This is a genomic window from Nitrosospira sp. Is2, assembly GCF_033095785.1.
GTDB lineage: Bacteria > Pseudomonadota > Gammaproteobacteria > Burkholderiales > Nitrosomonadaceae > Nitrosospira.
In genome coordinates, this window is sequence record NZ_CP137134.1 from 2,472,690 (window position 1) to 2,492,147 (window position 19,458).

Annotated in this window: 13 protein-coding genes; 6 read left to right on the top strand and 7 right to left on the bottom strand. The window is 55.5% G+C overall.

Annotated features, from left to right (window positions below; genetic code table 11):
* Window positions 1-12: 12 nt before the first annotated feature.
* The 4 genes from R5L00_RS10825 to R5L00_RS10840 all read right to left on the bottom strand — a co-directional run bounded on the left by R5L00_RS10825 (window position 13) and on the right by R5L00_RS10840 (window position 8,210).
* Window positions 13-1,839, bottom strand: a complete 1,827-nt coding sequence (locus tag R5L00_RS10825; protein WP_317651659.1) for an ABC transporter ATP-binding protein/permease — start codon at window positions 1,837-1,839, stop codon at window positions 13-15.
* A gap of 664 nt (window positions 1,840-2,503) precedes the next feature.
* On the bottom strand, window positions 2,504-3,922 hold the full coding sequence (locus tag R5L00_RS10830; RefSeq protein WP_258192745.1) for an efflux transporter outer membrane subunit: 1,419 nt from the start codon (window positions 3,920-3,922) through the stop codon (window positions 2,504-2,506).
* A complete protein-coding gene (locus tag R5L00_RS10835) occupies window positions 3,919-7,032 on the bottom strand; it encodes a multidrug efflux RND transporter permease subunit (RefSeq protein WP_317651661.1) in 3,114 nt (1,037 codons plus the stop codon). The genes R5L00_RS10830 and R5L00_RS10835 overlap by 4 nt, the downstream gene beginning before the upstream one ends.
* 11 nt (window positions 7,033-7,043) lie before the next feature.
* Window positions 7,044-8,210: an efflux RND transporter periplasmic adaptor subunit gene (locus R5L00_RS10840; RefSeq protein WP_317651662.1), complete on the bottom strand. Its 1,167-nt coding sequence runs from the start codon at window positions 8,208-8,210 to the stop codon at window positions 7,044-7,046.
* A gap of 224 nt (window positions 8,211-8,434) precedes the next feature.
* Between R5L00_RS10840 and R5L00_RS10845 the strand changes: the two genes are divergently transcribed.
* On the top strand, window positions 8,435-9,283 hold the full coding sequence (locus tag R5L00_RS10845) for a LysR family transcriptional regulator (RefSeq protein WP_317651664.1): 849 nt from the start codon (window positions 8,435-8,437) through the stop codon (window positions 9,281-9,283).
* A 214-nt stretch (window positions 9,284-9,497) separates the two neighbouring features.
* Here R5L00_RS10845 and R5L00_RS10850 read toward each other — a convergent pair whose 3' ends face one another.
* Genes R5L00_RS10850 through R5L00_RS10860 form a run of 3 tightly spaced genes read right to left on the bottom strand, consistent with a single transcriptional unit; the run spans window position 9,498 to window position 15,243 of the window.
* Window positions 9,498-10,916 carry an efflux transporter outer membrane subunit gene (locus R5L00_RS10850; protein ID WP_258192745.1) on the bottom strand — a complete coding sequence of 473 codons (1,419 nt, stop codon included), beginning with the start codon at window positions 10,914-10,916 and terminating at the stop codon, window positions 9,498-9,500.
* Window positions 10,913-14,029, bottom strand: a complete 3,117-nt coding sequence (locus tag R5L00_RS10855; protein WP_317651666.1) for a multidrug efflux RND transporter permease subunit — start codon at window positions 14,027-14,029, stop codon at window positions 10,913-10,915. The genes R5L00_RS10850 and R5L00_RS10855 overlap by 4 nt, the downstream gene beginning before the upstream one ends.
* Before the next feature lie 11 nt (window positions 14,030-14,040).
* Window positions 14,041-15,243 (bottom strand): efflux RND transporter periplasmic adaptor subunit, encoded by a 1,203-nt coding sequence (locus R5L00_RS10860; protein WP_317651668.1) that lies wholly within the window; start codon window positions 15,241-15,243, stop codon window positions 14,041-14,043.
* Between the two features lie 146 nt (window positions 15,244-15,389).
* Here R5L00_RS10860 and R5L00_RS10865 point away from each other — a divergent pair, with 146 nt between their 5' ends.
* The 5 genes from R5L00_RS10865 to sufC all read left to right on the top strand — a co-directional run bounded on the left by R5L00_RS10865 (window position 15,390) and on the right by sufC (window position 19,457).
* Window positions 15,390-16,010: a TetR family transcriptional regulator gene (locus tag R5L00_RS10865; protein WP_317651670.1), complete on the top strand. Its 621-nt coding sequence runs from the start codon at window positions 15,390-15,392 to the stop codon at window positions 16,008-16,010.
* A gap of 186 nt (window positions 16,011-16,196) precedes the next feature.
* Window positions 16,197-16,730 (top strand): Rrf2 family transcriptional regulator, encoded by a 534-nt coding sequence (locus tag R5L00_RS10870; RefSeq protein ID WP_107694891.1) that lies wholly within the window; start codon window positions 16,197-16,199, stop codon window positions 16,728-16,730.
* A gap of 67 nt (window positions 16,731-16,797) precedes the next feature.
* Window positions 16,798-17,139 carry a HesB/IscA family protein gene (locus R5L00_RS10875; RefSeq protein ID WP_107694889.1) on the top strand — a complete coding sequence of 114 codons (342 nt, stop codon included), beginning with the start codon at window positions 16,798-16,800 and terminating at the stop codon, window positions 17,137-17,139.
* Window positions 17,140-17,235: 96 nt separating this feature from the next.
* Window positions 17,236-18,672 (top strand): Fe-S cluster assembly protein SufB, encoded by a 1,437-nt coding sequence (gene sufB, locus R5L00_RS10880; protein WP_317651673.1) that lies wholly within the window; start codon window positions 17,236-17,238, stop codon window positions 18,670-18,672.
* The gene (gene sufC, locus R5L00_RS10885) at window positions 18,669-19,457 is read left to right on the top strand and encodes a Fe-S cluster assembly ATPase SufC (protein ID WP_107694886.1); all 789 of its coding nucleotides are present in this window, start codon (window positions 18,669-18,671) and stop codon (window positions 19,455-19,457) included. Before sufB ends, sufC begins: the two co-directional genes overlap by 4 nt.
* Window position 19,458 lies beyond the last annotated feature (1 nt).

Here is a 19,458-nt window from a genome sequence, read left to right on the forward strand (position 1 = left end):
TCGGGCGCGGGCTCACAGCGGAATCTGGGGCACTAACACGTCATGTTCTAACTTTAGCTGAGTCTGTTCTTCCTGCTGCTGCAGTTCCCACATATGGGCGTACGTTCCATGCGCCGCAAGAAGTTCTCTATGCGCGCCTCGTTCGATGATATGGCCCTTGTCCATTACCAGAATCTGGTCCGCATCGACGATTGTGGACAACCGGTGGGCAATTGTGAGGGTGGTGCGTGTTGAAGCGATGCGCTTCAGTTCTGCCTGAATCAGTTTTTCCGATTTCGAGTCCAGCGCTGAGGTGGCTTCATCGAAGATGAGAATTGCCGGTTTTTTCAGGATGGCGCGTGCAATAGCCACACGTTGCTTTTCTCCCCCCGAAAGCTTTAATCCGCGTTCTCCCACCATGGTTTCATATTTATCGGGCAGGCTTTCGATGAAATCGTAAATATGCGCCGACCTGGCCGCTTCGAAAACCTCTTCTCTGGTCGCGTCAGGGCGCCCGTAGGCGATATTGTAATAAATGCTGTCATTGAACAGGACCGAGTCCTGGGGAACGATACCAATGGCGGCGCGCAAGCTTCTCTGTGTCACCTCGCTTATGTTCTGTCCGCTTATCAGGATGCGGCCGCTGGTAACATCGTAGAAGCGGAAAAGCAGTCGCGCCAATGTCGACTTGCCCGATCCGCTGTGCCCTACCACTGCTATATTCCGGCCCGCCGGAATCTCGAAGCTCACGTCATACAAGATCTGGCGGTTGGACTCGTAGCCGAAGTTCACGCGTTCGAAACGGACGGCCGGATCCCGCAGGACAAGCTCGGCCGCGTCTGGTCTGTCTTTTATTTCCTCGTTCTCCGCGAGTAAACTGAACATTTTTTCCATGTCAGCCAGGGAATGTTTTATTTCGCGGTAAACGAAGCCCAGAAAGTGCAACGGCATGTATAGCTGGAGCATGAACGCATTGACCAGCACCAGGTCGCCCAGCGACATGGTGCCTTCGATCACCCCATCAGCCGCCAGCCAAAGCAATAAAGTGGCGCCTACCGCAATGATGGCGCTTTGCCCGGAATTCAGCGCTGCGAGGGAAGTCTGGTTGCGTATCGCCGCGGCTTCCCACTTCTCCATGTGCGCGTCATAGCGTCGCGCTTCCCATGATTCGTTGCCAAAGTACTTGACCGTCTCATAGTTCAATAGGCTGTCAATGGCCTGGGTATTCGCTTTCGAGTCCATGTCGTTCATCGTGCGCCGGAAAATCATGCGCCACTCCGTCACGGTGAGCGTAAGGGCAATATAGGCGGCCAATGTAGCGAAGATGATCACCGAAAACCAGATGTCGTATCGAGAGATTAAAATGATCGCCACCAGGCTGATTTCCAGCAGAGTCGGCAGAATATTAAACAGCATGAAATTGAGCAGGAACGAGATTCCCCTGGTTCCACGCTCTATGTCCCGTGACACCCCGCCCGTCTGGCGTTGCAAGTGGAAGCGCAGGGACAGGGCGTGCAGATGGCCGAATACCTGGATGGCCACCCGGCGGATGGCGCGTTGCGTTACTTTGGCAAATACTGCATCGCGCAATTCGCCAAAGAGCGTACTGCATAGGCGCAAAGCCCCGTAACCTGCCAGCAATAGGACCGGCAGTGTCAGCATGGCGCGCGGCTGGTCGAGTGTGTCGATGATTTCTTTGAGAACCAGCGGCACGGAAACATTGGCGAGCTTGGCCATGACGAGCAGCGCCAATGCGAGCACTACCCTGCCTTTGAACTCCCAAAGGTATGGCAGCAAGGAGCGGATGGTTTTCCAGTCATTGCGACTAGCGGGCGGCTTTTCCAAACGGGTGGCACGCATCCGCTAAAAAAACCGGTAGTACGGGGAAAACAGCAGGGAAAACAGCATAAAAACAGTCTCGTTGGTTGTTATCGCTTGGTGACGCCGGCGGGGGGGCTTGATGTGCCGCGAGGTTATCAGGAGGCACTTAAGGACAAGGGACAAGGCGACCGTCAAACAATATGCTCATCCTTGGAAAAAGCTCCGACACGACCGAGCGGTGTTAATCAAACTTCGAGAAGAGAAAAATAAGTCACAATGTCGTGACGAGAATGTAGGGCATGTAGTTCGCCATATGCCTGTCACCACCTACAATCTCATAGTCAGATTGCTCGCGCGCTGCCAACTGCGATTTTTTTCCAATTCGCGCGATGCGGTACCTTGCGATGCTTGATGCAGAGGAATCGTGTTTCTGGGTAGCTCGCGCAAATGCTGGATTGATATCGCATGGGGCACAAATTTCGGTCCCACGCACGGACCTCCCTCGACCAGTCGGTCGAGTACGAGGCGGTCTGTTATCGACCAGACGCGGCCGCTATTATGCCATGGCTGCAGGCGGAGGTCCTCCGTGCTCTGCAAGCATTGTTCGAACAAAAATAGATTTGATGGGCCGGCGAAAGCGATCAAATTTCTGAGCTCACCGCCTTGACCGCCTGGCCGGGTCTCATCTTCTACAGAAGCCGATTCACTGTGTTGCCCAGCCGCCGCCGAGGGCCTTGTAGAGTTGGACGACTGATACCAGGTGGAAGCGGTGGGTGGAGGTGAGGGCGAATTCGGCATCGAACAGATTGCGTTTGGCAAGCAAGACATCGACATAGCTGGTAATGCCGCCCTGGTAGCGCAGGTTGGCCACATTGAGCGCCGAGCGCAGCGAGTTCACCTGATCCTCTTGCGACTTGCGCTGGTCATTGAAGGTTCGGACCGCCACCAGCGAGTCTTCCACCTCCTTGAACGCCAGCAGGATGGTTTGCTCATATTGGGCCAGCACCTGCCGTGCCTGGGCTTCTGTCGCGCGCTGCTCGAATCCGAGGCTTTGCGCATTGAGCAGAGGGCCTGCCAGTCCAAGTCCTCCTACGCCGAACTCACTGCCGGAGAGCAGGAGATTGGATAGGGCGGGGCTGGCCACGCCCAGAAAGCCCGTTATCGTGAGCTTGGGAAACCGCGCCGCCTTGGCCATGCCGATTCTGGCGGTTGCCGCGGCAAGCGTCTGCTCGGCTTGTAGAATATCAGGGCGCCGCTGCAAAAGCTCGGAAGGAAGGCCTGCCGGCACTTGCGGCGGCATCAACTGCTCTGTCAGCATACGGCCGCGCGCCACCGGTACCGGGTTCTTACCCAGCAGCACGCTCAGTTCGTTTTCCTTTTGAACTCTCTGCCGTTCCAGTTCCGCCAACCTGGTGGCCGCGCGTGCGCGTTCAGCCTCGAACTGATCCACATCGAGCCTGGAGATTATCCCGCCCTGGAGTTGCGCCCGGGCGAGGGCAACGGATTCTTCCCATGAGTGCAAGGCATTGCGGGCAATGTCCAACTGCATGTCAAATTGCAGAAGATCGAAATAGGCCTGTGCTACCGAGCTCACTAGGGTCAGGATCACGGCGCGCCGGTTTTCCTCGCGCGCCATCATCTCTGCCCGAACAGCCTCATTCGAACGACGGATCCGGCCCCAGATATCGATTTCCCAATTGAGCGTGCCTTGGCCAAAATAATTGAAAGGCGTGGGGAATCCCGGGATCTGAAAGCCCCCGATGGTGCCGAACGCAGGCGCATTAGCGTTCGCTTCTAACTTGGGAAAAAAGTCAAAGCGCGTTGTCGCCAGGCGAGCCTGGAGCTCTTCCACACTGGCAACCGCCTGCTTGAGGTCCCTGTTTTCCGTGAGCGCCTGGCGGATGAGTCGCTGAAGCTCTTCGTCACGCAGGAGTTCCCACCACGGGAGGTTGGCAATGGATTGCCCTTCCGTTTCCGCCATGCGAAACTTTTCCGCAGTTTCGATATGGGGCCGGACGTAATCCGGCCCCATTGCGCATGACATCAGCAGCAGGCTTGGCAAAAGCAACCATATCCATGCCCACGCACTGCGGACGCGCGCTCGTGAAACTGATGTCATCATGCCCTTTCCTCCTGCATGCTTTCATCCCGCTGGGGCACGTGCTCACGGGTGAGCCAGGTGAAGAACAGGGGAATAAAGATCGTGGCGACAAAAGTGGCGAGCAACATGCCGCCTAAAACGCCGGTGCCCATCGATTGGCGCGCCGCCGCTCCTGCCCCGGTTGCGATCACCAGCGGCACGATTCCCAGCACAAAGGCCATGGAAGTCATGACAATGGGGCGAAAGCGCAGGCGCGCGGCTTCAACCGCGGCCTGCGCCACCGGCATCCCTTCCCGCATCTTCTGGCTGGCGAATTCCACGATCAGAATGGCGTTCTTGGCTGCCAGCCCTATCAGCGTAATCAAGCCTACCTGGAAATAAATATCGTTGGGCATTCCGCGAATCAGCACGGCAAGTAACGCGCCCGCCAGGGCGAAAGGCACGGCCATGATGACCGCCAGCGGCAGCGCCCAGGTCTCGAACTGCGCAGCCAGGATGAGAAATACCATGATAATGGCGAACGTGAAGGCGAAAACCGCGGCAGAACCGGTGCGCTTTTCCTGGTAGGCCTGTGCTGTCCAGGCAATCTGGTAGTTATCCGGCAAGCTCTTCTCCGCAATTTCTTCTACCAGCTTGATCGCATCACCCGAGCTTACGCCGGGGGCGGCACTACCGAACAATTTAGCCGCGAGCAGGCCGTTAAAACGCTCCAACTGTTCCGCGCCGACAACACTTTTTACCTTACTCAAGGCGGACAGTGGCACCATCCCGCCGGATTCAGACCGCACATACACTCTGCCCAAGTCTTCCTCGGTCATCCGGTATTCGGCGTCAGCCTGTAGTTGCACGCGGTAGGTCCGTCCCGAGCGATTAAAATCGTTGACATAGAGTGACCCGATCATGCTTTGCAAGGTAGCGTACACATCCGCGACCGCTACGCCCTGCGATATCGCTTTGGCTTGATCCACTTCGACAAAGAATTGCGGCACGGAAGGACGGAAAAAAGTGGTGGTGGGCGCCAGGCGCGGTTCCTGATTCAGGGCGTCGATGAAGTTATTGACCACGCTCGACAACTGCAGCGGATCGGCACCAGCCCGCGTTTGCACGTAGACTTCAAAGCCGCCTGCATTACCTAGCCCGTGGATGGTCGGCGGATTGAACGCGATAGCCAATCCATCCGGCAGCTGCGATCCGGTGTCGAACAATTTCTTTATCACGTCCCCTGCGGTGGCAGTACGTTCAGACCAGTCTTTCATATCGACATACATTGTTGCCGCGTTGGGCTTATTGGCATTCCCGATCAGATCGAACCCATACACTGCAAACTGCGTAGCGACTGCTGGTTCGCTCGCCATCGCGCTGCGCAATGACTCCGTGGTTTTAATGGTTCGTGCCAAGGTGGCGCCATCGGGCATGATAATTGAAGCTACGACATAACCTTGATCTTCAGGAGGCACAAAGCTGTTGGGAACAGTCTTGATCAGATAGATCGCGAGACCTATGATGGCGGCAAATACGAGCGTGCCAACGATGGTATGTCGCAATGTAAGGGTGACCGTACCGGTATAGAAATCGGTCAAGCGACCGAACCCCTTGTTGAATGCGCGGAAGAATGCGGACTCGCCGTGCGTGTGCTTCAGCAGGATGGCGCACAAGGCGGGCGTCAAGGTCAGCGCCACCACGCCCGATATGATGACAGCCACGGCTACTGTTACTGCGAACTGTCGATAGAGTTCACCCGCAATTCCGCCCATGAACGCCACGGGCACGAAAACCGCGCATAGCACCAATACGATCGCCACCACGGCACGCGCAACCTGTTCCATGGAGCGGACCGCCGCTTTCATGGGCGAGAGTTTTTCCTCGTCCATGAGACGCTCGATGTTTTCCAGCACCACTATGGCATCATCCACCACGATGCCGATGGACAAGACCATGGCAAATAGGGTGAGCGTATTGATGGAGAAGCCGAACAGCCACAGGCCCGCGAAGGTGCCAATCAGCGAAATGGGCACGGCGATGATGGGGATCAGGGTTGCGCGCCAGCTTTGCAGGAACAGGTAGACAACAAAGACCACCAGTATCATCGCCTCGCCCAGCGTCTTGACTACCTCCCAGATCGAGGCTTTGACAAAATGGCTGGTATCGTAAGGTAGCTCATAACCCATTCCTTCAGGAAAGCGTTGCTTCAATTCCTCCATTTTCGCCTTGACCGCATCGGCGGTCTCCAACGCGTTCGCACCAATTTGCAAATAGATGAGGATACCAACAACGGGTTCGCCATCCATCGCGTTACGTACATTGTAGTCTTGTGAACCGAGCTCGAGACGTGCCACGTCTTTAAGGTGGAGTACCCCACGCGGCCCATCGGCACGCACGATGATGTTACCGAATTCCTCGGGTTCCAGCAGCCGACCCTTGGCATTAACCGTATAGATTAGCTGCTGATCAGACGTTGCCGGTTCCTGGCCGATTTTGCCCGCTGCGTATTGCGCATTTTGCACCTTGACTGCCGCAATAATGTCACTAGTGGTAACCCCAAGCTGGGCCATGCGATCGGGACGCTGCCAGATGCGCATGGAATAGTTCTGGGTACCCATCAAACTCACTTCACCCACGCCTTTGGTGCGTTTCAGCTCATCCAGCATATTGAGTGTCACGTAATTGCTGAGAAAAAGCGTGTCGTACTTCTTATCTTTCGATGTCATCGCTATTGCCATCAAAAGATCGGTCGAACGCTTTTGCACTATGATGCCGGTTTGGCGAACCTCGTTCGGCAAACGCGGCAACGCAATATTCACGCGATTACTGATGTTGAACGTAGCCTGATCAATGTTCGTGCCCAGCTCGAATGTGGCGGTGATGGTCAACGTGCCGCTGGAGTCAGCGCTGGAGTCGAAGTAGAGCAAGCCTTCCACTCCGCTCAGCTGCTCCTCGATCGGAGCGGCAACGGTTTTGGTGAGTGTATCCGCGCTGGCGCCGGGAAACGTCGCGGTGATCAGCACTGTGGGCGGCGCGATCTGGGGATATTGCGCAATGGGGAGTTGCAACGCTGCGACCAGTCCGGCTAGAACAATGATGATAGACAGCACCGATGCAAAGATCGGACGGGTGATGAAGAATCTGGTCATGAGATGCCTGTTTAGGACTGCGTTTGGGGAACCGACTGCGGGGGAGGAGCGGCGGGTGCCTCACCGACCGGATTGGGCGCCACGGGCGTGCCCGGACGGAGCTTGATGAGGTTATCGACGATGACTTTATCGCCGGCTTTGAGTCCGTCGAGGATGACCCAGTCCTTGCCGATCCAGCGGCCCGTCACCACCGGCCGCACCGTTGCTTCATTCTTTTCGTTGACCACATACACCGTCGTGCCCATGTCGGAAATCTGCACTGCGACCTGGGGCACCAGGTAGACGCCATCCTGCGTACCTGTCACCACGCGGGCGCGCACGAACTGCCCCGGCAGCAAGCGCTGATCGCTGTTGTCGAAGGTGGCACGCAGTTGCTGGGTACCGAGCAGGGGGTCAATCTGGCTGGCGGCGAAATTCAATTCGCCTTTTTTTTCGTATTCTTTGCCATCCGGCAATATCAGCGTTATCTGCTGCACTCTTTGTTCGTTCAGGGGACCGCCAAGGTGTGCCAGCTCGTTGTCGGAAAGACTGAAGCGCACCCATATGGGCGATAGCTGGACGAGGGTGGTCAGCAGGCTGCTATAGGCTTCCACCAACGCGCCTTCGGAGAATCGGAAGCGGCCGGAGATGCCGTTTACCGGTGCGGCGACGTGAGTATAGGAAAGATTGAGCTCGGCATCGCGCACGCGAACTTCGGCCTGCAGCAGGGCTGCACGCGTGATCGCGTTCTCGGAGGCAGCGTTATCATATTCACGCTGGCTAATGGCCTGTGTTTCAAGCAGGGTGCGCAAGCGGTTTTCTTCGCGCTCGGTCTGGATCACCCGTGCCTTCTGTTGTTCAAGTTGCGCCTTTGCTTGCGCCAGGGCGTTCTGGTAGGGCACGGGATCGATCAGGAACATGGGTTGTCCCGCTTTTACCGCCGCGCCTTCGTCGTACAGGCGCTTAAGCAGGATACCGCCTACCCGGGGACGTATTTCAACCTCCTTGGCCCCTTCGGTTTGAGCAACCGCCTCTGCGCTGATGGGCACACTGGTCGGCCGAACTTCGATTACGCTGACAGGAAGCGCAATTGGGCCCGGCTGGATTGCTGCCTCGTTTTTTCCGCACGCGGCCAAGGTAAGACATAGCGTCAGCCCAAGAAGAGCCTTCCAATAAACCAATAAACAGTTTTTATACATTCGTGTATGTATGTAATGACTTGTAGGTAGACAACTATTAAGAAACTGGAACAATTCCTCAATCCTTCTGACCGTCCACGATATCTAATGACGGGGGCCTTTAAGAGAGAGGGCGATGAAGTTTAGATTAGTCTCTGGTATAGTAGAAATGAATTAATACAATATCAGGTATAGTTATTTTTAATTTCCATCATATCGATCTTAATCTCCTGGTGACGCTGGAGGTGCTTTTGACAGAACTTAACGTCAGCAAGGCTGCGGAGCGCCTTAACCTGAGCCAGCCCTCGGTAAGCGTGCAGCTGGGCAAGCTGCGGCATATTTATAACGACCCGCTGTTGCTGCCGGGACCCCGGGGAATGTTGCCCACGTCGAGGGCACTTGAGCTCCTTCAGCCGTTACGTTCGGCTCTTCTTGAGCTCGAACGCGTCATTGAGCCGAAAAAACCATTTGATCCCGCAACTGCCCACGTGACATGGAGCCTTGCTGCTCCAGATTATGCAGAGTCTGCGATTCTCCTCCCCGTTCTGTCCAGGCTGAGAGATGCTGCGCCACATACTCGCATTGCTATCCGCGATACTGCGCCACCGAAAATGGCCAAGCAGTTGGAACAGGGTATCTGCGACCTTGGTTTCCTGACCATGGATCGCGTTCCCCCAGAGCTTCGGTTCAAGTTTCTTTTTATGGAACACTACGTGCTCATCGCGCGGAAAGACCATCCGTGTGTGAAGCGCAAACCTACAATTGATGAGTTCTGCACTCTGGAGCACATTATGGTTTCCCCCGATGGCGGAGGTTTTCGAAGCGTTACGGATACCATGCTTCAGAAGATGGGGAAAACGCGGCGGGTTGTGTTGTCCGTTCCACATTTTCTATTCGTTCCAGCTTTAGTCACCCAATCGGACATGGTGGCAATGCTTCCGTCACGCCTCATACGCAACCTGTCGGACGAACTCTGCGCGTTCGAGGCACCGTTCGAAATTCCCGGGTACGAGATGGCTATGGTCTGGCATGAGCGTTCACATCGCGATCCGGGGCACAAGTGGTTGCGCGAGCAGATTCATGCCGCACTATAATCCGTCGGCTCGTCCAATTTTTAATTCGGACTGGTTAAATCGATAACGGCGCGAACACCCGCGCCCGGTTGAACGCTAAGGCAGCATAAGGCTGTTGTGTTGAGCTGCTAGGTGCTGAGCTCCTGAGGCTGTGACTTATGCCAAGTGACAAGGAAAGCGGCACCGTCAACTGAACGTCATCACCACGTGCCGTGGACTAGTCATGGGGTCTTACTCACTGTGTTGCCCAGCCGCCGCCGAGGGCCTTGTAGAGTTGGACGACTGATACCAGGTGGAAGCGGTGGGTGGAGGTGAGGGCGAATTCGGCATCGAACAGATTGCGTTTGGCAAGCAAGACATCGACATAGCTGGTAATGCCGCCCTGGTAGCGCAGGTTGGCCACATTGAGCGCCGAGCGCAGCGAGTTCACCTGATCCTCTTGCGACTTGCGCTGGTCATTGAAGGTTCGGACCGCCACCAGCGAGTCTTCCACCTCCTTGAACGCCAGCAGGATGGTTTGCTCATATTGGGCCAGCACCTGCCGTGCCTGGGCTTCTGTCGCGCGCTGCTCGAATCCGAGGCTTTGCGCATTGAGCAGAGGGCCTGCCAGTCCAAGTCCTCCTACGCCGAACTCACTGCCGGAGAGCAGGAGATTGGATAGGGCGGGGCTGGCCACGCCCAGAAAGCCCGTTATCGTGAGCTTGGGAAACCGCGCCGCCTTGGCCATGCCGATTCTGGCGGTTGCCGCGGCAAGCGTCTGCTCGGCTTGTAGAATATCAGGGCGCCGCTGCAAAAGCTCGGAAGGAAGGCCTGCCGGCACTTGCGGCGGCATCAACTGCTCTGTCAGCATACGGCCGCGCGCCACCGGTACCGGGTTCTTACCCAGCAGCACGCTCAGTTCGTTTTCCTTTTGAACTCTCTGCCGTTCCAGTTCCGCCAACCTGGTGGCCGCGCGTGCGCGTTCAGCCTCGAACTGATCCACATCGAGCCTGGAGATTATCCCGCCCTGGAGTTGCGCCCGGGCGAGGGCAACGGATTCTTCCCATGAGTGCAAGGCATTGCGGGCAATGTCCAACTGCATGTCAAATTGCAGAAGATCGAAATAGGCCTGTGCTACCGAGCTCACTAGGGTCAGGATCACGGCGCGCCGGTTTTCCTCGCGCGCCATCATCTCTGCCCGAACAGCCTCATTCGAACGACGGATCCGGCCCCAGATATCGATTTCCCAATTGAGCGTGCCTTGGCCAAAATAATTGAAAGGCGTGGGGAATCCCGGGATCTGAAAGCCCCCGATGGTGCCGAACGCAGGCGCATTAGCGTTCGCTTCTAACTTGGGAAAAAAGTCAAAGCGCGTTGTCGCCAGGCGAGCCTGGAGCTCTTCCACACTGGCAACCGCCTGCTTGAGGTCCCTGTTTTCCGTGAGCGCCTGGCGGATGAGTCGCTGAAGCTCTTCGTCACGCAGGAGTTCCCACCACGGGAGGTTGGCAATGGATTGCCCTTCCGTTTCCGCCATGCGAAACTTTTCCGCAGTTTCGATATGGGGCCGGACGTAATCCGGCCCCATTGCGCATGACATCAGCAGCAGGCTTGGCAAAAGCAACCATATCCATGCCCACGCACTGCGGACGCGCGCTCGTGAAACTGATGTCATCATGCCCTTTCCTCCTGCATGCTTTCATCCCGCTGGGGCACGTGCTCACGGGTGAGCCAGGTGAAGAACAGGGGAATAAAGATCGTGGCGACAAAAGTGGCGAGCAACATGCCGCCTAAAACGCCGGTGCCCATCGATTGGCGCGCCGCCGCTCCTGCCCCGGTTGCGATCACCAGCGGCACGATTCCCAGCACAAAGGCCATGGAAGTCATGACAATGGGGCGAAAGCGCAGGCGCGCGGCTTCAACCGCGGCCTGCGCCACCGGCATCCCTTCCCGCATCTTCTGGCTGGCGAATTCCACGATCAGAATGGCGTTCTTGGCTGCCAGCCCTATCAGCGTAATCAAGCCTACCTGGAAATAAATATCGTTGGGCATTCCGCGAATCAGCACGGCAAGTAACGCGCCCGCCAGGGCGAAAGGCACGGCCATGATGACCGCCAGCGGCAGCGCCCAGGTCTCGAACTGCGCAGCCAGGATGAGAAATACCATGATAATGGCGAACGTGAAGGCGAAAACCGCGGCAGAACCGGTGCGCTTTTCCTGGTAGGCCTGTGCTGTCCAGGCAATCTGGTAGTTATCCGGCAAGCTCTTCTCCGCAATTTCTTCTACCAGCTTGATCGCATCACCCGAGCTTACGCCGGGGGCGCCGCCTCCCATTACTTTTGCGGCAAGCAGGCCATTATACCGCTCCAGTTGCTCGGCTCCCACAACCGTGCTGATTTTGCTCAACGCTGACATCGGCACCATGGCGCCTGATTGCGAACGCACATAAACCCTGCCAAGGTCATCAGGACTCATGCGGTACTCGGGTTCTGCCTGCAGCTGAACGCGGTACGTGCGCCCGGAGAGATTGAAATCGTTGATATAAAACGAACCCATAGTACTCTGCAAGGTAGCGTAGATATCGGGAATGCGTACTTGCAGGGAAACCGCCTTTGCCTCATCCACTTCGACAAAGAATTGCGGTACCGTGGGGCGGAAAAATGTGGCAATGCCTGCAAGGCGCGGTTCCTGATTCAGCGCCTCGATGAAGTTGTTGACGACGTTCGATAATTGCAGCGGATCCGCGCCAGCACGCGTTTGCACATAAACCTCAAAGCCGCCGGCGGTCCCCAGTCCGCGGATTGCAGGCGGATTAAATGCCATTGCTATCCCGTCGGATTGCTGCATGCCGATGGCGCTCAATTTTTGGATAATATCTTCCGCGCTGGCCGTGCGTTCCGACCAGTCTTTGAAGGCGACAAACATGGTTGCCGAACTCGTTTTATTTCCGCCGCCAATCAGATCAAAGCCATTGACCACGAATTCGTGGGAAACTGCGGGGTCCTTTGCAATCTCCGCCCGCACGGCGTCAGCGGTTCGAGTCGTGCGTGCGAGCGTTGCCCCATCAGGCAGGATGGTCGCCGCCACCACATAGCCCTGATCTTCCGGCGGTACAAAACCTTCCGGTACCATTTTGATCAGATACGCCGCCACGGCGATGATGCCCGAGAATACAACCGCGCCGATAATTCTATGCCGGATCGTAATGCTGACCATGTTGACGTAGAAATTGGTCAGGCGCCTGAAACCATGGTTAAAGGCCCGGAAGAACGCCGACTCTCCATGCGTTTGCTTCAGCAGGATGGCGCATAAGGCGGGCGTCAAGGTTAGCGCCACCACGCCCGATATGGTCACAGCCACCGCTACTGTTACTGCGAACTGCCGGTAGAGTTCGCCCGCGATTCCGCCCATGAACGCCACTGGGATAAAAACCGCGCACAGCACCAATACAATCGCCACGACCGCGCTCGCCACCTGTTCCATGGAGCGGATCGCCGCTTTCATCGGCGAGAGTTTTTCCTCGTCCATCAAGCGCTCGATGTTTTCCAGCACCACTATGGCATCGTCCACCACGATGCCGATGGACAAGACCATGGCAAAAAGCGTGAGCGTATTGATGGAGAAGCCGAACAGCCACAAGCCCGCGAAGGTGCCAATCAGCGAAATGGGTACGGCAATAAGGGGAATCAGGGTTGCCCGCCAGCTTTGCAGGAATAGGTAGACCACCAATATCACCAGCAGCATTGCCTCGCCCAGCGTTTTGACCACCTCCCACATGGAGGCTTTGACGAAGAGACTGGTATCGTAAGGCACGACATAATCCATTCCTTCCGGGAAGCGTTTCTTCAACTCTTCCATCTTAGCGACGAGGGCATTCTTGGTATCGAGCGCATTCGCGCCGGGTTGGAGAAAGACCGGCATTCCCGCGCCGGGCTCGCCATTCAACGCGGTCCGAACGTCGTAACTTTGCGCGCCAAGCTCAATTCGGGCCACGTCCTTGAGATAGAGAACACCTCGGGGGCCGTCCGCGCGCAAAATAATGTTGCCGAATTGCTCGGGTGTCCGCAGCCGGCCTTTGGCGTTGACGGTATAAATCAATTGCTGCTCCGCAGGCATGGGCTCCTGGCCTATTTTGCCTGCAGCATACTGCGCATTCTGAGCCTGAATGGCCGCGGTTATATCGGTTGTCGCGACCCCCAGCTGCGCCATGCGGTCAGGACGCAACCAGACCCGCATGGAGTAGTCCTGCCCGCCAAATACGACTACGTCCCCCACACCTTTGGTGCGTTTCAGCTCATCCAGCACGTTCAACGTAGCGTAATTGCTCAGATAAAGCGGGTCATATTTTCCCTTCTCCTTGGAGATCAGCATGAACACCATCAGGATGTCGTTTGAACGCTTCTCTATTTTCAACCCAATCCGGCGGACTTCCTCGGGTAGGCGCGGTAACGCGATATTGGCTCGATTACTGATATTGAACGTTGCCTGATCAACGTCGGTGCCTACTTCAAAAGTTGCGGTAATAGTCAGCGTCCCGCTTGAATCGGAGCTGGAGCTGAAATATAAAAGATCTTCGACGCCGCTTAGCTGTTCTTCGATTGGGGCGGCAACCGTCTTGGTGAGCGTCTCTGCGCTGGCGCCGGGAAAGGTCGCGGTGATCAGCACTGTGGGCGGCGCGATCTGGGGATATTGCGCAATGGGGAGTTGCAACGCTGCGACCAGTCCGGCTAGAACAATGATGATAGACAGCACCGATGCAAAGATCGGACGGGTGATGAAGAATCTGGTCATGAGATGCCTGTTTAGGACTGCGTTTGGGGAACCGACTGCGGGGGAGGAGCGGCGGGTGCCTCACCGACCGGATTGGGCCCCACGGGCGTGCCCGGGCGGAGCTTGATGAGGTTATCGACGATGACTTTATCGCCGGCTTTGAGTCCGTCCAGGATGACCCAGTCCTTGCCGATCCAGCGGCCCGTCACTACCGGCCGGACCGTTGCTTCATTCTTTTCGTTGACCACATACACACTCGTGCCCATATCGGAGGTCAACACCGCGACCTGGGGCACCAGGTACACGCCGTCCTGCATGCCGGTCACCACGCGGGCGCGCACGAACTGCCCCGGCAGCAAGCGCTGATCGCTGTTGTCGAAGGTGGCACGCAGTTGCTGGGTACCGAGCAGGGGGTCAATCTGGCTGGCGGCGAAATTCAATTCGCCTTTTTTTTCGTATTCCCTGCCATCGGGCAATATCAGTGTTATCTGCTGCACCCTCTGTTCATTCAGGGGACCGCCAATTTGTGCCAGCTCGTTATCGGAAAGACTGAAGCGCACCCATATGGGCGATAGCTGGACGAGGGTGGTCAGCAGGCTGCTATAGGCTTCCACCAACGCGCCTTCGGAGAATCGGAAGCGGCCGGAGATGCCGTTTACCGGTGCGGCGACGTGAGTATAGGAAAGATTGAGCTCGGCATCGCGCACGCGAACTTCGGCCTGCAGCAGGGCTGCACGCGTGATCGCGTTCTCGGAGGCAGCGTTATCATATTCACGCTGGCTAATGGCCTGTGTTTCAAGCAGGGTGCGCAAGCGGTTTTCTTCGCGCTCGGTCTGGATCACCCGTGCCTTCTGTTGTTCAAGTTGCGCCTTTGCTTGCGCCAGGGCGTTCTGGTAGGGCACGGGATCGATCAGGAACATGGGTTGTCCCGCTTTTACCGCCGCGCCTTCGTCGTACAGGCGCTTAAGCAGGATACCGCCTACCCGGGGACGTATTTCAACCTCCTTGGCCCCTTCGGTTTGAGCAACCGCCTCTGCGCTGATCGGCACACTGGTCGGCCGAACTTCAATTACGCTGACAGGAAGCGCCGTGCCCGCAGGTGGCTGAGCTGCAGCCTGATCATTTTTGCTGCACGCGGTTAGCGCAATGCATATAATAGCGACTAAAGTTAGCGTCCAGTTACCGACCATTAATTGGTCGCTTCGGTTATTTTTATATTGTCCGGCATCTGACATCTTAGCTCCATCCGGTAAAACGAGCGGGTTAAACGAATCTGTTGCATACGAAAGCACACAAATCTGTTGCATACATTCATGTATGTATGTAAATTATACGAACAAAAGATTGGATATGTAAACAGGAATCGGAATTATTTCTAACGATGGCCCGGAAAACAAAGGAAAACGCGGAATTAACGCGGCAAAAGCTTATTGAGGCGGCGCGGCAGGTGTTCCTCGTGCGCGGCGTCAGCCGAACGACCATGGAACACATCGCTCTCCAGGCTGGCGTCACGCGGGGCGCAATTTATTGGCATTTCAACAATAAACTTGATTTGTTTCAGGCCATGCGCGAGCAGGTATTGTTGCCACTGATCGATCGCATGGATGATACGCTCCTCGTTGAGGGCTCTGAAGATCCCCTTACCTGCATCGAAAATTTTTTGTGCGGGACTATTCAAGTTCTGTCGGACAGCATCGAAACGCGCGAAATTTACGAAATCATGATGATCAAGTGCGAATATGTGGATGAGTTCGCAACGGTTTTGCAGCAGATCCTGTCGAATTGCTCCGGTATCTTTCAAAAACTGCGGTTGGTTTACGAACGCGCCAACGTTCAAAATCAGTTACACCCGTCTCACGATTCCTCCCAGCTGGCTGTAGACACCCATCTCTTCTTTATTGGTCTATTGCATATGTGGGTGAAAGACACCCGCGGAGACCTGTTTCGTTATCAGGCTATCGAATTGGTGAAAGCCCATATGGGGCTGCGTCGCCGCACTTAACGTCATAAACTCCCTTCGGCCGAAATCTGTTTTTTAGCGACTCTGCTCTCCTGAACGGGCGTTATAGTTGACTAAATCTATCAAGTATCTTATAGTTGACTAAATCAGTCGTGTATTGACCGAGCTGGTTTAGGACGATGTTCTCTATTTCAACGGAATCACGATAGTAAGAGGAAGGAGTTTATTATGAGGCTAACAACGAAAGGACGGTTTGCAGTAACGGCGCTGTTGGACCTGGCCATGCAGCGGAGCACCCGTCCGGTGACACTGGCCGAAATCAGCCAGCGTCAGCAAATCTCGTTATCTTATCTTGAGCAATTGTTCGCGAAATTGCGGCAGCGCGGGCTTGTCGACAGTGTTCGAGGCCCGGGCGGCGGGTATTACATCGCCAAGGATCTCGCGCAAGTCTCGATCGCCGAGATTATCCTGGCGGTTGACGAACCGATAGACTCCACCCAGTGCAGTGGCAAGGAGAATTGCCACAACGACAAGAAATGCATGACGCACGATCTGTGGGTCAAGCTCAATGATCTTATTTTCGATCATCTTGGCGCGGTCAGTTTGAAACAACTGGTCGATGACCAGAAAGCAAGACATGATGAACGTAAATTGAGAGAGAAGGGCGTAGTCCAGATGCTGGATATGCGCACGGTGATATCTGACAAGACCATGCCCGAAAAGGTAATGCCCGAACGTGAACGTGCGGTAATTTCCGCCTGATAAAGCACCCGGCGCAAAACTTTACGTCATTTTGATCGTCCTACGGGGATAGAAACTGGAGACAATGATGGCGATAACATTAACCGAAAACGCGGCAAAGCAAATCCGTAAACAACTTGCCAAGCGGGGCAAAGGATTGGCATTGCGCATCGGTGTGAAGAAAGTAGGGTGCTCCGGGTTTGCTTACACATTCGACTACGCTGACGAGCTTCGTCAAGGTGATGAGATTTTTGCGTCTCATGATGCCAGCCTGGTGGTCGATGCCGGTACTCTGGCGTTTCTTGATGGCTCACGTGTCGATTTTATACGGGAAGGTCTTAACGATTCGTTCCGCCTCGATAACCCCAACATTGACCACATGTGTGGCTGTGGGGAAAGCTTCAGCCTGAAGGAGCCCGCCAAGGTTTAGCCTTGTTTGCGAGTAACGAAGACGGAGGTCGAGAAGCTTTCGATAAAGGACGGTTACCGTGATCATCTTCGACGCGAACGATATTGGAGCAATCTCATGAGTGCAGTATTACAAAATCTGGTCAATCAGCCGTACAAGCACGGTTTCGTCACCGACATCGAGTCGGATATTGCCCCGAAAGGGCTAAACGAAGATATCATCAAACTCATTTCGTCAAAAAAAGGCGAACCGGCGTGGATGCTGGATTTCCGTCTCAAGGCCTATCACCAGTGGCTCAAGATGGACGAGCCGAAATGGCCAAATGTAAAATATCCCAGGATTGATTTTCAGGCGATCAGTTATTACGCAGCCCCAAAGCCGAAAAAGAAACTGAGCAGCATGGATGAAGTCGATCCCGAGTTGCTGCGCACGTTCGAGAAACTTGGCGTCCCAATGCACGAGCGCGCCGCGCTTGCCGGGGTCGCGGTCGATGTAATTTTTGATAGCGTTTCAGTTGCGACGACTTACAAGCAGAAGCTGGCAGAGGTTGGGATTATCTTCTGCTCGATTTCGGAAGCCGTTCAGATGCACCCGAAACTGGTGAGGCAGTACCTCGGCACAGTCGTGCCGGTGGGAGACAATTATTACGCTGCGCTCAACTCGGCGGTTTTCACGGACGGGACGTTTTGCTTCATTCCCAAAGGTGTCCAGTGTCCGATGGATTTGTCTACCTATTTTCGCATCAATACCGAAGAATCAGGACAGTTCGAGCGTACCTTGATAGTTGCCGAGGAAGGAGCGTCAGTGTCGTATCTGGAAGGATGCACCGCGCCCAAATTCGACACTAACCAGCTCCACGCCGCGGTGGTCGAGCTGATCGCGCTGGATAATGCCGATATCAAATACTCGACGGTACAGAACTGGTACGCAGGCGACGAAAACGGCTTGGGTGGAATTTACAATTTTGTTACCAAGCGCGGGCTCGCCAAAGGCGTCAACTCCCGTATTTCGTGGACCCAGGTTGAAACCGGTTCGGCAATTACCTGGAAGTACCCTTCCTGTATTTTGCAGGGAGACAATTCTGTCGGAGAGTTCTATTCAGTGGCGGTCACCAACAATTATCAGCAGGCGGATACCGGTACCAAAATGATCCATATCGGAAAAAATACTCGCAGCACGATTGTGAGCAAAGGTATCTCGGCTGGGCATTCGAATAACAGCTACCGGGGGCTCGTCAGGATTGCTCCGACCGCGGCTGGCGCGCGAAATTATTCGCAATGCGACTCAATGCTGATTGGTGACCAATGCGGAGCGCACACGTTTCCTTACATTCAGGTCCGTAACCAGGAGGCGAAGGTCGAGCATGAGGCATCCACGTCCAAGATCGGCGAGGACCAGTTGTTCTACTTTGCACAGCGCGGGATCGGCAACGAGGAAGCGGTATCGATGATCATAAATGGTTTCTGCAAGGATGTATTTCAACAGTTGCCAATGGAGTTCGCGGTCGAGGCGACCAAGCTGCTCGGATTCAAACTTGAAGGGAGTGTTGGATGATACTCGACGGCAGCAAGACTTTGCTGGAAGTACGGGGACTACGGGCTACCGTTGATGGCATTGAGATCCTCAAGGGCATCGATCTCACCGTTAAAAGCGGTGAAGTACATGCCATCATGGGCACCAATGGTTCGGGCAAAAGCACTTTCGCCAAGGTGCTTGCCGGACACAGCGCGTATCAGGTGACCGGGGGCTCGGTAATATTCGAAGGCCGAGACCTGTTCGATCTCAAACCGGAGGAGCGTGCCCGTGCGGGCGTGTTTCTGGCCTTTCAATATCCGATCGAGATACCCGGCGTCGCCAATAGTCATTTTTTACGTCTCGCGTATAACACCGTGCAGGCACAACGCGGAAAGGACGAGCTTGATCCGCTTGAGTTTGAGGATTTTGTACGTGACAAAATGAAACTGCTGGAAATGAATCCAGATTTTCTTGATCGCGGCGTGAATGAAGGTTTCTCCGGCGGTGAGAAGAAGCGCAACGAGATCTTGCAGATGGCGCTGTTGGAGCCACGGCTGGCGATTCTGGACGAAACCGACTCCGGTCTGGACATTGACGCGCTCAGGATCGTGACCAATGGAGTGAACAAGCTGTCCACTGCCGACAACGCCATTGTATTGGTAACGCATTATCAGCGTATGCTCAACTACATCGTGCCGGATTTTGTGCACGTGATGCGGGCGGGCCGGATCGTCAAGACGGGTGGCAAGGAGCTTGCGCTCGAACTCGAGACGCGCGGCTACGACTGGGTTGGCGCCGGGCAGCCTGCCACCGCTGGCGCATGAG

Coding starts and splice junctions, on each gene's coding strand:
- R5L00_RS10825 (WP_317651659.1), bottom strand. CDS start 1,839: ATGCGTGCCACCCGTTTGGAAAAGCCGCCCGCTAGTCGCAATGACTGG.
- R5L00_RS10830 (WP_258192745.1), bottom strand. CDS start 3,922: ATGATGACATCAGTTTCACGAGCGCGCGTCCGCAGTGCGTGGGCATGG.
- R5L00_RS10835 (WP_317651661.1), bottom strand. CDS start 7,032: ATGACCAGATTCTTCATCACCCGTCCGATCTTTGCATCGGTGCTGTCT.
- R5L00_RS10840 (WP_317651662.1), bottom strand. CDS start 8,210: ATGTATAAAAACTGTTTATTGGTTTATTGGAAGGCTCTTCTTGGGCTG.
- R5L00_RS10850 (WP_258192745.1), bottom strand. CDS start 10,916: ATGATGACATCAGTTTCACGAGCGCGCGTCCGCAGTGCGTGGGCATGG.
- R5L00_RS10855 (WP_317651666.1), bottom strand. CDS start 14,029: ATGACCAGATTCTTCATCACCCGTCCGATCTTTGCATCGGTGCTGTCT.
- R5L00_RS10860 (WP_317651668.1), bottom strand. CDS start 15,243: ATGTCAGATGCCGGACAATATAAAAATAACCGAAGCGACCAATTAATG.
- R5L00_RS10865 (WP_317651670.1), top strand. CDS start 15,390: ATGGCCCGGAAAACAAAGGAAAACGCGGAATTAACGCGGCAAAAGCTT.
- R5L00_RS10870 (WP_107694891.1), top strand. CDS start 16,197: ATGAGGCTAACAACGAAAGGACGGTTTGCAGTAACGGCGCTGTTGGAC.
- R5L00_RS10875 (WP_107694889.1), top strand. CDS start 16,798: ATGGCGATAACATTAACCGAAAACGCGGCAAAGCAAATCCGTAAACAA.
- sufB (WP_317651673.1), top strand. CDS start 17,236: ATGAGTGCAGTATTACAAAATCTGGTCAATCAGCCGTACAAGCACGGT.
- sufC (WP_107694886.1), top strand. CDS start 18,669: ATGATACTCGACGGCAGCAAGACTTTGCTGGAAGTACGGGGACTACGG.